The sequence below is a fragment of the Halomonas ramblicola genome, from assembly GCF_030409215.1.
GTDB lineage: Bacteria > Pseudomonadota > Gammaproteobacteria > Pseudomonadales > Halomonadaceae > Halomonas > Halomonas ramblicola.
The window spans coordinates 399359-412724 of sequence record NZ_JAUFPL010000028.1; the positions used below are offsets into that span (position 1 = coordinate 399359).

Here is a 13366-nt window from a genome sequence, read left to right on the forward strand (position 1 = left end):
GCCAGGCGCCTGACGGCGCCAATCGCCCAGCAGAGCTGGCCTCCTACAGGCCACTCGCCTATGACTGGGTGCCGCCCACGGTCAGCTCGTCGAGCTTCAGGGTGGGCTGGCCCACCCCCACGGGCACGCCCTGCCCCTCCTTGCCGCAGACGCCGATCCCGGTGTCCAGTTCCATGTCGTGGCCGATCATCGAGACGCGGCCCATGGCCTCGGGGCCGTTGCCGATCAGTGTCGCCCCCTTCACCGGTGCGGTGATCCGGCCGTCCTCGATCAGGTAGGCCTCGCTGGCCGAGAAGACGAACTTGCCCGAGGTGATGTCCACCTGGCCGCCGCCGAAGCTCACCGCATAGAGGCCGCGCTTGACGCTCCTCAGAATGTCCTGGGGATCATCCTCTCCTGCCAGCATGTAGGTGTTGGTCATGCGCGGCATGGGCAGGTGGGCGAAGGACTCGCGCCGGGCATTGCCGGTGGGCGTCATGCCCATCAGCCGCGCGTTGAGCTTGTCCTGCATGTAGCCGGTGAGGATGCCGTCCTCGATCAGCGGCGTGTTCTGTCCCGGGGTGCCCTCGTCGTCGACGCTCATGGAGCCGCGGCGGTCGGCCAGGGTCGCGTCGTCCACCACGGTCACCCCCTTCGCCGCCACTCGCTGGCCCATGCGCCCGGCGAAGGCCGAGCTGCCCTTGCGGTTGAAATCGCCCTCCAGGCCATGCCCCACCGCCTCGTGGAGCAGGATGCCCGGCCAGCCCGCCCCCAGCACCACCGGCAGCTGGCCGGCCGGGGCGGCGACCGCCTCCAGGTTGACCAGCGCCTGGCGTACCGCCTCCTTGGCGTAGCGCTCGGCCACGTTCTCGTCGCGCAGTCGCGCCATGGTGTAGCGACCGCCGCCCCCGGCACTGCCGCGCTCGCGGCGGCCGTCGCGAACCGCGATGACGCTGACGTTGAAGCGCACCAGGGGCCGGATGTCCGCCGCCAAGGTGCCGTCGCTGGCGCGCACCAGCACCACTTCGTGCACCCCGGTGAGCGAGGCGCTCACCTGGCTCACCGCCGGATCGGCGGCGCGGGCTACGCGGTCGGCCGCCTTGAGCAGGGCGATCTTCTCCTCGGCGGAGAGCCCGGTGAGCGGGTCCACCCCGCCGTAGCGCAGCTCGGCCCGCACCGCCATCGGCCGGGCCAGGGAGAGCCGCGAGCCGCTGCGCACGATGCCGGCGGCGGTGCGCCCGGTCTCGGCCAGGGCGTCCGCGGTGATCTGGTTGGAGTAGGCGAAGCCGGTCCGCTCGCCGGCCAGCGAACGCACGCCCACCCCGCCGTCGATGTTGTAGCTGGCCTCCTTGACCTCGCCGTCCTCCAGCACCCAGGCCTCGTGCCAGCTGCGCTGGAAGTAGAGGTCGGCGTAGTCGATGCCCGGCCCCAGGGCGTGGCCGAGGCCGGACTCCAGGTCATCGAGGGCCAGCCCGCCCGGGGCGAGCAGGATGTCGGCGGCTTCGTCGAGCAAGGGGGGTCGGGATGTCGTCATTCGGCACTTTCCACTGAGATCTGCGGCGAGGTCCAGGGGCCCCGCACGCGGTAATGAATTCGGGTCACGTTGTCGATGGCATCGCCGAACAGCCGGTCGGCGATGAACAGGGCACCGCCCACCACCGGCGCCCCGGCGATCACCGCCGCCAGCGGCAGGTTGCGGCTGATGGGCACGGTGACCCCCAGCCGCTGATCCAGCTCACGACGCGCCAGGTCGACGCTGCCGTCCAGGGTGAAGCGGGTGGCCGGCCCTTCGACCTCCACCGGCCCACGGGTCTCCAGTATGCCACCATACAGGGTCGCCGAGCCGGTGACACGATCGAAGGCGGTGCCCTGGCCGGTGACGTCGGAGAAGTCCAGGCGCAGGCGGCGTACCAGGTTGTCCACGTTGAGCAGCCCCACCAGCCGCGCCGGGGTGGAGTCGAGGTTGACGAAGCGCCCGCGCCGCAGCTCCGCCTCGATGCTGCCCCGCGAGCGTTCCAGGGCAAACTGCCAGGGCGCCCCCGGCCAGGCCAGCTGGCTCTCGACCCGTGTCTCGGCGTTGCGGATGGCCGCCGTCTGTCCCAGCGCCTCGAGGGCCGTGCCCAGGTCGCGGCCGTCCAGGTCGAGCCGCGCCCGGGTCAGGCTGTCGCCCGCCCCGGCGGTCTCCCAGACCAGCTCGCCGTGGGCGCTGATTTCCCCCAGGGTCAGCCCCAGGGGCGCCACGGTCAAGCGCTCCGGCGTGGCCCGCCAGCGCGCCGTGAGGGGCCCCAGGCGCTGGCCGCGACGCTCGATCTCGGCGATGCGCAGTCGCCCCGCGGGCAGCTCGGCCACCCAGTCGGGCAGCGGCGTCGGTTCGGGCGGCGTGGCGATCTCGTCGAACAGCGAGTCGACCTCGGCGGGCTCAGGCAGCAGGCCGTCCAGGGCGAGCCGCGACAGGCCGATGTCCAGCGGCTCGGCCAACTGCGGGCGGTAGTCGAGCCGGCCCGCCAGCAGGCTGCCGCCCAGGTCCAGGCGCCAGCCATCGCCGGACTGCGGGCGCCCCGTGGCGCGGAAGGAGCCCAGGCAGTGGTCGCCGTGCCGCAGGCAGTCGGTGGCCAGGCGCACCTCGCGCAGGGCCTGGCGCCCCGCCGCGCCGCCCCCCTGCACGGCGGTCAGGACATCGGCCCAGGCGGCCGGCTCGAGGCGCGGCCGGTAGGCGTCGATCCACCACCCCGGACCGCTGGGCCAGCCGCCGCCCGCCGCCCGACCCAGCCACACTTGCCCCTGGCCGGCGTCGCTACCCGGCAGCGCCCGCCAGCGCAGCGCCAGCTGCTCGCCCAGGTGCCCCTCCAGGCGCCCCGCCGTCAGGTCCATGTCGAGTCGCAGCGGCCGCGACTCGCCCCGGCCCTTGCCCAGCGGCGCCGGCAGGTCGATGGCCAGGCCCTCCAGGGTGCTGTCCAGGCGCAGACGGCTGGCCGTCTCGTCGATGGTCAGCCGCCCCTGCCAGCCCATGTCACCCGTCAACCGCTCGCCCAGGGCCGCCACTCCCGCCCAGTCGGCCAGCGCGGCGGCCTGGGCGCGGCCGGCGAGGTCCAGGCCGCCGGCCGGGGTATCGATCTCGGCGCTCACCGGACCGCCCAGCAGGCGTCCCTCCACGCGCCCCGACAGGCCACCCTCCTCGCCCTCCTGGTGCCAGGTCAGGGGGCCGCTCAGATCGCCGAACGCCAGCCCCAAGGGGGCATACGCGAGGCGCGGGAAGTCGATCTCGGTGTCGATCTCCAGGTCCAGGTCCTCGGGCCGACCCAGCGGCAGGGACAGGGCCAGCTCACCCTGCGCCTGTCCCTCGGCCCGCCAGTCGCTCACCGCTTCGATGCCCTCCACGGGCATGGCCAGCAGGTAGCGACGCAGCGCCTCGGCGTCGGCGGCTAGCTCGCCGACCACCTCGAGCCGCTGGTCGGCCAGGCCGACCCGCCCCGGGCCGACGGCGACGCCCAGGCTCTCGGCCCGCTCCAGCGTCGCCGTCAGGATCTCGTCCTGCAGCTCGAGGCTCCCCTCGACGTTCTCCAGGGCCGGCCACTCCGGGGCGAAGGGCAGTCGCCCCTCGCGGATCGCCAGCATGAGGCCGAAGCTGGGGTCGAGGCGCTCGTCGCTGCCGCCGGACAGCGGTACGTGAAGGCGCAGCGAGCCCTCGGGCACCCGGCCGGCCACGCCGGCGCCCAGCCAGTCGCGCAACTCATCGCCGAGGATGCCCACCGGCAGCCAGTCGAGCAGCGGGGAGTCGACGGCGTCCACGTCCTCGAAGGCCAGCGAGAGGCCGAGGCCACCGCGCTCGCCACGTCCCGTCGAGAGGCCGAAGTCGCCACGGATCTCGGCGCCGTTCCACCCCGCCCGCAGGTCGCGGCCGCTGACCAGGCTGCGCGGGCCGTCATAGGACCACAGCACCTCACCGTCGGCATACTCCAGGGTCATGGGCGCCTCGAACACCTCGGGGAAGTGGAGCCGACTGCCCTCGCCCCCGGCGAAGCGCACCCGGCCGTCGAGCCCCCGCGCCTCGACCCACATGTCCAGGGGGCCGCCGCCCGGCGCCTGCTGCCAGGGCGAGACCTCCACGCCGCGCAGCGCCGCCCGGGCCTGCCAGGCGCCGTCGCGATGGCCCAGGCCGAAGCCCATCACCCGCCCCCGCGGGTCGAGGCTGTCCACCGCCCGTGCCAGGGCCTCGGGCAGCGGCACCCGGTGGCGCCAGGCGGCCAGCGAGCCGAGGTCGAAGGCCCCGGTCTTGAGCCACCAGCCGTCGGCGTCCCCCGCCAACTGCCAGCGGTAGGGCAAGGCGGGGCCCCAGCGCTGCGCCAGGGCTGCGGGCTCGCTCTCGTCGGGGCTCTCGGCGTCGCCCTCGAACCAGGCCTCCCAGCCATCGGCCGCGCGCCGCCACTGACCGCGCCCCTGGACCTCATCGAGCTCGATGGCGTGGCGCTCCCCCGCCGCGTCCTCATGGCTGATCGCCAGCCGCGCCACCTCCACGGCCAGCCGCGCGTCGTCCAGGAAACCGCGGTGCCAGCGCCCCCACAGCCGTGCCTCGCCGCTCGCCTCGTCGAGGCGCAGCGGTTCGCCGCGGCCCAGCACCTCGGCCAGGCCGACCAGGTCGTCGAGCCGCATGTCGGCCTGCAGGGCGGCGCTGAAGTCGCGGAACCCCGTGGGTCCCGGGCGGATCTCCAGCACGGCCTGCATGGTCGACTCCCGGGCGCCGGCCAGGCGCACCTCACCCTCCAGGTGGGCATGCCGGGCGTCACCGGTCATCAACAGGCGCGGCGCCTCGAAGTCCAGACGGCGCTCGCGGCCGTGCAGCACCACGCGCACCTCCTCGGCCCAGGCACGCTGGCGCAGCAGCACCCCCACGATGAAGTCGAGACGCTCCAGGTCGAACTCGCTGCGGGGCTGGAGTTCGGGGGGCAGCTCGGCGGGGTCGGGCCAGTGCCAGCCCCCCGACGCGTCCTGATAGAGGTGCAGGGTCACGCCCTCCAGGCGCGCATCCTCCACCACCGGCACCCCGGAGCGCAGGCTCTGCAGGGTGTCCAGGCGCAGGCGGCCACCGGCCACCTCCAGCAGCGGCCGGTCGTCCTCGCGGGTCCGGATGCTCAGCCCGTCCAGGGCGAGCCGCGGGTCGAGCCGGACCAGGCCGGTATCGAGATCGGCGATGCGCACCTCGGCGTTGAAGCGCGCCGAGAGCAGCCCCTCCAGCCGGGGCGTGAAGGCGTCGGCGACCCCCAGGGCGAGCCGCAGCGCCAGCAGCAGCAGCGCCGCCAGGGCCAACGGCAGTGCCACCAGCGTCAGGGTCCAGCGCGTCACCAGGCGGATCGGGGACATGGGCCTACATCAGCACGATATCGTACTGCTCCTGGGAGTAGTGAGCCTCCACCTGGAAACGGATCGGCTTGCCGATAAACTCCTCCAGGTCGGCCACCGCCGCGGATTCCTCGTCGAGCAGGCGATCCACCACCTCCTGGGAGGCCAGCACCATGTAGGTCTCGGCGTTGTAGGCGCGCTCCTCGCGCAGGATCTCGCGGAAGATCTCGTAGCAGACCGTCTCCGGGGTCTTGAGGGTGCCGCGTCCGCCGCAGGTGGAGCAGGCCTCGCAGAGGGTCTGTTCCAGGCTCTCGCGGGTACGCTTGCGGGTCAGTTGCACCAGGCCCAGCTCGGTGACTCCGGTGCACTTGGTCTTGGCGTGGTCGCGCTCCAGCGACTTCTCGAGCATGCGCAGCACCTGGCGCTGGTGCTCCGGGTCCTCCATGTCGATGAAGTCGATGATGATGATGCCGCCGAGGTTGCGCAGGCGCAGCTGGCGGGCGATGGCGGTGGCCGCCTCGAGGTTGGTCTTGAAGATGGTCTCCTCGAGGTTGCGATGCCCCACGTAGCCGCCGGTATTGACGTCGATGGTGGTCATCGCCTCGGTGGGATCGATCACCAGGTAACCGCCGGACTTGAGCTGCACCTTGCGCCCCAGCGCCTTGTGGATCTCGTCCTCGACGCTGTAGAGGTCGAAGATCGGCCGCTCGCCGGCGTAGTGCTCGATGCGCTCCACGGCGTCGGGCATGAACTCCTCGGCGAACTCGATGAGCTTGATGTAGTTCTCTCGGGAGTCGATGCGTACCTTCTCGATCTCGTCGCGCATCACGTCGCGCAGGGTGCGCATGAACAGCGGCAGGTCGTCGTAGATGACGCTGGGCGCGGGCGCGGTGACCTTGCGCTCGCTGACCTTGCGCCACAGCCGCAGCAGGAAGTGCATGTCCGAGGCGAGCTCCTCGAGCCCGACCCCCTCGGCGGCGGTGCGCACGATGAAGCCACCGGTGACCTCCAGGGTCTGCTGAGCCTGGGCCTCCTCGATCAATCCGCGCAGCCGCTCGCGCTCGCGATCGTCCTCGATGCGCTGGGAGACGCCATGGTGGGGGGCATCGGGCATGTAGACCAAGTAGCGCGACGGCACCGAGAGGTGGGTGGTGAGCCTGGCGCCCTTGGAGCCGATGGGGTCCTTGGTGACCTGCACCACCAGCGATTGCCCCTCGTGGAGCAGGTGGCCGATGGAGACCTGATCCTCGGCGGGGGTCCCGGGGGGCATCACCTCGTGGGCGTGGATGAAGGCGGCCCGGTCCAGGCCGATGTCGACGAAGGCGGCCTGCATGCCGGGCAGCACGCGCACCACCTTGCCCTTGTAGATGTTGCCGACGATGCCCCGCCGTCGGCTACGCTCGATGAAGGCCTCCTGCAGCACCCCGTTCTCCACGACGGCCACTCGGGTCTCCATCGGCGTCAGGTTGATGAGTACTTCGCCGCTCATGCGGAAATCCTTGTCCAGAAAGGGTCTTTCGTCATTATGACATAGCCGCGGCCGGCAGCGCCCGATTCCATAGTGGCACGCCCTGGCGACGCAGCAGTGCGGCGGTCTCGAACAGCGGCAGGCCCACCACCGCCGAGTGGCTCCCCTCGAGGCGCTCGACGAACACCGCGGCCAGGCCCTGGATGGCATAGCCCCCGGCCTTGTCGGCGGGCTCGCCGGTGGCCCAGTAGGCGGCGATCTCGGCATCAAGGATCGGGCGCATGACCACCCGCGTGGCCACGCAGGCGTCAACCAGCCCGGCCGGGCCGCTCACCGCCACGGCGGTGAGCACCTCGTGGCTGCGGCCGGAGAGCGAGCGCAGCATGGCGGCGGCGTGCTCGGGCCCCTCAGGCTTGCCGAGGATCTCGCCGTCGCGCACCACGGCGGTGTCGGAGCCCAGGCTGGGCAACGGCGAGAGGCCCGCGCCGAGCCGGGCCTTGTCGCGGGCCAGGCGGGTCACGTAGGCGTCGGCCGGCTCACCCGGCAGGGGCGTCTCGTCGACGTCCACCGGGTGCACCGTCACCGTCACGCCGATGGAGGCGAGCAGGTCTCGGCGGCGCGGCGAGGCGGAGGCGAGGCAGAGGACGGGGTCTCGGGCGGTCATCGGGCGGCTCCGGGTCAGGCACGGGTCAGGCGGCGCCCCAGGGCCTCGAACAGGGTGGCGAACCAGGGCCAGAGCACCGCACCGATCAGCGACGGCAAGAGGAAGGCGAGATGGATGGAGAAGGGACCCAGCAGGGTGCGCAGCCACTGCTCGGCGAGCTGGGCGGTGCCCAGCAGCACCAGCACCATCAGCGCCTGCTGGACCAGGGAGTAGGCGCGGAAGCGCGGGTAGACCAGGGCACAGAGGAAGGCCAGCAGCGACAGGATCAGGGCATTCTGGCCCAGCACCGCCCCCTCGATCAGGTCGAGCAGGATGCCCAGCAGGAAACCGTGGACCACCCCGACCCGGGCCGGCGCACGCATGCACCAGTAGATCAGCATCAGTCCCAGCCAGTCGGGTCGCCACACCTGCCAGCCCTCGGCCAGCGGCATCACCTGCAGGCATAGCGCCAGCAGCAGCGACAGCCAGATCCAGGGCAGGGCCAGGTTGGCGGCGGACGGGACGGCCATCAGCGTCTCTCCTCGTCGGCGAGCCTGCCGCTCACCCCGCGGGCCGCCTCGAGGGCCTCGGGCGCCAGCTCGCCTCCCCAGGCCTCGTCGAGGCGCGGCACGGGCGGCGGGAAGAGCAGCAGGAAGTGACGCGAGCGCTGCAGCTGGGCCACCGGCGCGGCGGTGACTCGCGCAAAGGGCTCGCCCGGGTCATGCACCACCTCGGCGACCCGGGCCACCGGGTAGCCGGGCGGGAAGCGCCCGGCCAGCCCCGAGGTGACCAGCAGGTCGCCCTCGCGGATGTCGGCGGTGTCGGGCACGTGCAGCACGTTGAGGCTGTCGTAGCGGCCGCCGCCCTGGAGGATGAAGCGCAGGCCGTTGCGGTTGACCCGCACCGGCAGCGCATGGCTGGCGTCGGCCACCATCAGCACCCGGCTGGAGTAGGCGGAAACGGCGGTGACCTGCCCCACCAGGCCGGCGGCATCCATCACCGGCTGGCCCACATAGGCGCCGTCGCGACGCCCCCGATCGATCACCATCTGGTGGGCGAAGGGGTCAGGGTCCAGGGAGAGCAGCTCGGCGGTGATGAAGGGCATGTCGTGCTGGCGCGCCGCGGCGAGCAGCTCGCGCAAGCGCACGTTCTCGGCGGTCAGGTCGGCCATGCGCTGCACCCGGTGGGAGAGCGTCAGGATCTGCTCGCGCAGGCGCTGGTTCTCGTCCAGCAGGGCGCGCTGGTCGGAGAGCGCCAGCGACCCCCAGGTGAGGACGTCGCTGGGCAGGCTCACCACCCACTGGACGGGCGCCACCACGGTGGAGAGCTGGGCGCGCACCTCCTCCATGCGGGTGAAGCGCATATCGACGAACATCAGCGCCGCCGAGGCGATGGCGCACGCCAGGAGGCGATAGACGGGCAGCGGTCCGTGCGAGAACAGCGGCTTGATAGGGAGCCCTCCCCGGTCAGTCGCTGGAGAGCAGCTCGAAGGTATGCTGGTCGATCATCTCCAGGGCCTTGCCGCCGCCGCGGGCCACGCAGGTCAACGGGTCCTCGGCGACGATCACCGGCAGGCCGGTCTCCTCGGCGATCAGCTTGTCCAGGTCGCGCAGCAGCGCACCGCCGCCGGTCAGCACCAGGCCGCGCTCGGCGATGTCGGAGGCGAGCTCCGGGGGCGACTGCTCCAGGGCGTTCTTGACCGCGGCGACGATCGACGACAGCGTCTCCTGCAGGGCATCGAGGATCTCGTGGGAGTTGAGCGTGAAGCTGCGCGGAATGCCCTCGGCCAGGTTGCGGCCGCGCACGTCGATCTCGCGCAGTTCGCCGCCGGGATAGGCGCAACCGATCTCCTCCTTGATGCGCTCGGCAGTGGCCTCACCGATCAGGCTGCCGTAGTGGCGACGCACATAGCCGATGATCGCCTCGTCGAAGCGGTCGCCGCCGACGCGGATCGACTCGGAGTAGACGATGCCGTTGAGCGAGATAATGGCGATCTCGCTGGTGCCGCCGCCGATGTCCACCACCATGGAGCCCTGGGCCTCCTCCACGGGCAGGCCGGCGCCGATGGCCGCCGCCATGGGCTCCTCGATCAGGAACACCTCGCGGGCCCCGGCGCCCTCGGCGGACTCCTTGATGGCGCGGCGCTCCACCTGGGTCGACATGCAGGGCACGCAGACCAGCACCCGCGGGCTCGGGGTCAGGAAGGTGCTCTGATGGACCTTGCGGATGAAGTGCTGGAGCATCTGCTCGGTGACGGTGAAGTCGGCGATCACGCCGTCCTTCATCGGCCGGATGGCGGTGATGTTGCCGGGGGTGCGGCCCAGCATGCGCTTGGCGTCGGACCCCACGGCGGCCACGCTGCGCATGTTGCCGGACTGGCGAATGGCCACGACCGACGGTTCGTCGAGCACGATGCCGCGGCCGCGGACGTAGATCAGCGTATTGGCGGTCCCCAGGTCGATCGACAGATCGCTGGAGAACAGCCCCCTCAAACGTTTGAACATGGAAGTCGTTACCTAGTGCAGTCCGGGAACCCTGTGCGGATGCAAACGGTATCACCGCACCCCCCCAGCAGCAAGCACGAGCACCGCCGATGCCGATGCACGGACCTGCCCGTGGCGCCTCGGATATGGTACCTTTTGCGGCCTGTTTTCCCTTCGAGGACATCCGAATCATGGCGCTTGAACACGCTGACGTTCTCAGGGCCGCGCACCTCGCCCGGCTCGGCCTGAGCGAAGACGATGCCGCCCACTACCTGGACGACCTCGGCCGCATCCTGGAAATGGTCGACCAGCTCCAGGCGCTGGACACCGAGGGGGTCGCGCCCCTGGCCCATCCACTGGACGCCACCCAGCGGCTGCGCGCCGACGAGGTCACCGAGACCGACCAGCGCGACCGCTTCCAGCGCTGCGCGCCGGCGGTGGAACAGGGCCTCTACCTGGTGCCCCGCGTCGTCGAGTGAGAGAAACTTAACGGAGCCTCCGGCCCATGCATGACAAGACACTGACCGAGCTCGCCGCCTGCCTCGCGGCCGGTGAGTTCACCAGCCGCGAGCTGACCGAGAGCCTGCTCGCGCGCATCGATCGCCTCGACGGCGAGATCAACAGCCTTATCACCGTGACGCCAGACGCTGCCCGGGAGGCAGCGGATCGGGCCGACGCCGCCCGAGCGAAGGGCGAGGCCGGCCCGCTCACCGGCCTGCCCCTGGCCATCAAGGACCTGTTCTGTACCGACGGCGTGCTGACCACCGCCGGCTCGCGGATGCTGGCCAACTTCGTGGCGCCCTACGACGCCAGCGTGGTGGAGAGGCTCAAGGCCGCCGGCACCGTGAGCCTGGGCAAGACCAACCTGGACGAGTTCGCCATGGGCTCCTCCAACGAGAACAGCCACTTCGGCCCGGTGAAGAACCCCTGGGACCTCGCCGCCGTGCCCGGTGGCAGCTCCGGCGGCAGCGCCGCCGCGGTGGCCGCGGGCCTGGTGCCCGCCGCCATGGGCACCGACACCGGCGGCTCGATCCGCCAGCCGGCGGCCTTCTGCGGCATCACCGGCCTCAAGCCCACCTACGGCCGGGTGTCGCGCTGGGGCATCATCGCCTACGCCTCGAGCCTCGACCAGGCCGGCCCCATGGCGCGCACGGCCGAGGACTGCGCCCTGCTGCTGAACGCCATCGCCGGCCATGACCTGCGCGACTCCACCAGCGTGGCCCGCGGCGTGCCGGACTACACCGAGGAGCTCGCCGCGCCCCTGAGCGGTCTGAAGATCGGCCTGCCTCGGGAGTACTTCGGCGACGGCCTGGACCCCGAGGTCGAGAGCGCGGTACGCGAGGCGGTGAAGGTCTACGAGTCGCTGGGCGCCACGGTGCGCGAGGTGAGCCTGCCGCACACCCACTACGCCATCCCGGCCTACTACGTGATCGCCCCGGCCGAGGCCTCCGCGAACCTGTCGCGCTACGACGGCGTGCGCTTCGGCCACCGCTGCGAGGCCCCCACCGACCTGATCGACCTCTACGAGCGCTCCCGCGCCGAGGGCTTCGGCGAGGAGGTCAAGCGGCGCATCCTGATCGGCACCCACACCCTCTCGGAGGGCTTCTTCGACGCCTACTACAAGAAGGCCCAGCAGGTGCGGCGGCTGATCCGCCAGGACTTCCTCGACGCCTTCGAGGAAGTCGACGTGCTGATGGGACCGGCCTCCCCCACCCCGGCCTTCGACCTGGGGGCCAGGAAGGATCCGGTCTCCATGTACCTGCAGGACATCTACACCATCGCGGTGAACCTGGCGGGCATCCCCGGCATCAGCGTGCCGGCCGGCTTCGCGGGCGGCCGCCCCGCGGAAGGCCGCCCCGTAGGCCTGCAGATCCTCGGCACCCACTTCGCCGAGGCGCGCCTGCTCAACGTCGCCCACCGCTTCCAGCAGGCCACCGACTGGCACCTGCGCCGTCCCGCCTTCGCCGAGGAGAACGCCTGATGCAATGGGAAACCGTGATCGGGCTGGAGGTGCACGTCCAGCTCGCCACCCAGTCCAAGATCTTTTCCGGCGCCTCCACCGCCTTCGGCGCCGAGCCCAACACCCAGGCCTGCGCCGTGGACCTGGGACTGCCCGGCGTGCTGCCGGTGTTGAACGAAGCCGCGGTGGCCATGGCGGTGCAGTTCGGCCTGGCGATCCACGCCGAGATCCCCGAGGTCTCGGTGTTCGACCGCAAGAATTACTTCTACCCGGACCTGCCCAAGGGCTACCAGACCAGCCAGATGTACCACCCCATCGTGGGGGCCGGCGAGGTGGAGATCACTCTCGAGGACGGCAGCACCAAGCGCGTCGGGGTGCACCACGCCCACCTCGAGGAGGACGCCGGCAAGTCGCTCCACGAGGACTTCCACGGCATGACCGGCATCGACCTCAACCGCGCCGGCACGCCACTGCTGGAGATCGTCTCCGAGCCGGACATGCGCAGCGCCAAGGAAGCCGCGGCCTATCTCAAGGCGATCCATTCCATCGTCACCTATCTGGGGATTTCCGACGGCAATATGGCCGAGGGCTCGATGCGCTGCGACGTCAACGTCTCGGTGCGGCCCGAGGGCCAGGAGAGCTTCGGCACCCGCGCCGAGATCAAGAACGTCAACTCCTTCCGCTTCGTCGAGCGCGCCATCGAGTTCGAGGTGGAGCGCCAGATCGAGCTGCTCGAGGACGGCGGCGAGGTGATCCAGGAGACCCGCCTGTTCGACCCTGAGCGCGACGAGACCCGCAGCATGCGCACCAAGGAGGAGGCCAACGACTACCGTTACTTCCCCTGCCCCGACCTGCTGCCGGTGGTGCTCGACGCCGCCTACGTCGATCACCTGCGCGAGGCCCTGCCGGAGCTGCCCGACGAGAAGCGCGCGCGCTTCCAGGGCGAGCTCGGCCTGTCCGCCTACGACGCCGGGGTGCTCTCGGCAAGCCGGGCCATGGCCGAGTACTTCGAAGCGGTCAAGGACGCCTGCGGCGACGCCAAGCAGGCCGCCAACTGGGTCCAGGGCGAGCTCTCCGGCGCCCTGAACCGCGAGGGCCTGGCGATCACCGACAGCCCCGTCTCGGCCCGCCAGCTCGGCGAGCTGATCGGCCGGGTGATCGACGACACCATCAACGGCAAGGCCGCCAAGCAGGTGTTCCAGGCGCTGTGGCATGGCGAGGGCGACTCCGCGGACGCCATCATCGAGGCCAAGGGGCTCAAGCAGGTCACCGACACCGGCGCCATCGAGGCGATGATCGACCGGGTGATCGCCGAGAGCCCCGCCCAGGTGGCCCAGTACCGCGATGCCGAGCCGGAGAAGCGCGGCAAGATGATCGGCTACTTCGTCGGCCAGGTGATGAAGGCCTCGCGGGGCACCGCCAACCCCCAGCAGGTCAACCAGTTGCTCAAGGAAAAGCTCGACGCCCTGTGCTGACGGCTTCGCAAGGAGGAGGAC

Annotated in this window: 10 protein-coding genes; 3 read left to right on the plus strand and 7 right to left on the minus strand. The window is 71.4% G+C overall.

The genetic code is table 11. The annotated features are described in order from the left end of the window. Positions 1-58: 58 nt before the first annotated feature. The 7 genes from tldD to QWY80_RS12955 are packed head-to-tail and all read right to left on the minus strand — an operon-like array spanning position 59 to position 9931. Positions 59-1513, minus strand: coding sequence for a metalloprotease TldD (gene tldD / locus QWY80_RS12925; RefSeq protein WP_290232113.1), 1455 nt, complete (start codon positions 1511-1513; stop codon positions 59-61). Continuing rightward, on the minus strand, positions 1510-5337 hold the full coding sequence (locus QWY80_RS12930; protein WP_290232115.1) for a YhdP family protein: 3828 nt from the start codon (positions 5335-5337) through the stop codon (positions 1510-1512). Before QWY80_RS12930 ends, tldD begins: the two co-directional genes overlap by 4 nt. A gap of 4 nt (positions 5338-5341) precedes the next feature. Next, on the minus strand, positions 5342-6805 hold the full coding sequence (rng, locus tag QWY80_RS12935; protein WP_290232117.1) for a ribonuclease G: 1464 nt from the start codon (positions 6803-6805) through the stop codon (positions 5342-5344). Between the two features lie 34 nt (positions 6806-6839). Then, on the minus strand, positions 6840-7448 hold the full coding sequence (locus QWY80_RS12940; RefSeq protein ID WP_290232119.1) for a Maf family protein: 609 nt from the start codon (positions 7446-7448) through the stop codon (positions 6840-6842). A gap of 14 nt (positions 7449-7462) precedes the next feature. Further along, entirely contained in the window at positions 7463-7957 is a 495-nt protein-coding gene (mreD, locus tag QWY80_RS12945; RefSeq protein WP_290232121.1) for a rod shape-determining protein MreD, read from the minus strand. Continuing rightward, a complete protein-coding gene (gene mreC, locus QWY80_RS12950) occupies positions 7957-8868 on the minus strand; it encodes a rod shape-determining protein MreC (RefSeq protein ID WP_435389373.1) in 912 nt (303 codons plus the stop codon). Before mreC ends, mreD begins: the two co-directional genes overlap by 1 nt. A gap of 25 nt (positions 8869-8893) precedes the next feature. Continuing rightward, positions 8894-9931 carry a rod shape-determining protein gene (locus tag QWY80_RS12955; RefSeq protein ID WP_290232123.1) on the minus strand — a complete coding sequence of 346 codons (1038 nt, stop codon included), beginning with the start codon at positions 9929-9931 and terminating at the stop codon, positions 8894-8896. 170 nt (positions 9932-10101) lie between these two features. Here QWY80_RS12955 and gatC point away from each other — a divergent pair, with 170 nt between their 5' ends. The 3 genes from gatC to gatB are packed head-to-tail and all read left to right on the plus strand — an operon-like array spanning position 10102 to position 13345. Then, positions 10102-10389 (plus strand): Asp-tRNA(Asn)/Glu-tRNA(Gln) amidotransferase subunit GatC, encoded by a 288-nt coding sequence (gene gatC, locus QWY80_RS12960; RefSeq protein ID WP_290232126.1) that lies wholly within the window; start codon positions 10102-10104, stop codon positions 10387-10389. Between the two features lie 26 nt (positions 10390-10415). Then, complete coding sequence (gene gatA / locus QWY80_RS12965; RefSeq protein WP_290232127.1) at positions 10416-11891, plus strand: Asp-tRNA(Asn)/Glu-tRNA(Gln) amidotransferase subunit GatA; 1476 nt, start codon at positions 10416-10418, stop codon at positions 11889-11891. After that, entirely contained in the window at positions 11891-13345 is a 1455-nt protein-coding gene (gene gatB / locus QWY80_RS12970; RefSeq protein ID WP_290232129.1) for an Asp-tRNA(Asn)/Glu-tRNA(Gln) amidotransferase subunit GatB, read from the plus strand. Before gatA ends, gatB begins: the two co-directional genes overlap by 1 nt. Positions 13346-13366 lie beyond the last annotated feature (21 nt).

Bases quoted from the DNA above. Each gene is read 5' to 3' on its own strand.
- tldD (WP_290232113.1), bottom strand. From the start codon at position 1,513: ATGACGACATCCCGACCCCCCTTGCTCGACGAAGCCGCCGACATCCTG.
- QWY80_RS12930 (WP_290232115.1), bottom strand. From the start codon at position 5,337: ATGTCCCCGATCCGCCTGGTGACGCGCTGGACCCTGACGCTGGTGGCA.
- rng (WP_290232117.1), bottom strand. From the start codon at position 6,805: ATGAGCGGCGAAGTACTCATCAACCTGACGCCGATGGAGACCCGAGTG.
- QWY80_RS12940 (WP_290232119.1), bottom strand. From the start codon at position 7,448: ATGACCGCCCGAGACCCCGTCCTCTGCCTCGCCTCCGCCTCGCCGCGC.
- mreD (WP_290232121.1), bottom strand. From the start codon at position 7,957: ATGGCCGTCCCGTCCGCCGCCAACCTGGCCCTGCCCTGGATCTGGCTG.
- QWY80_RS12955 (WP_290232123.1), bottom strand. From the start codon at position 9,931: ATGTTCAAACGTTTGAGGGGGCTGTTCTCCAGCGATCTGTCGATCGAC.
- gatC (WP_290232126.1), top strand. From the start codon at position 10,102: ATGGCGCTTGAACACGCTGACGTTCTCAGGGCCGCGCACCTCGCCCGG.
- gatA (WP_290232127.1), top strand. From the start codon at position 10,416: ATGCATGACAAGACACTGACCGAGCTCGCCGCCTGCCTCGCGGCCGGT.
- gatB (WP_290232129.1), top strand. From the start codon at position 11,891: ATGCAATGGGAAACCGTGATCGGGCTGGAGGTGCACGTCCAGCTCGCC.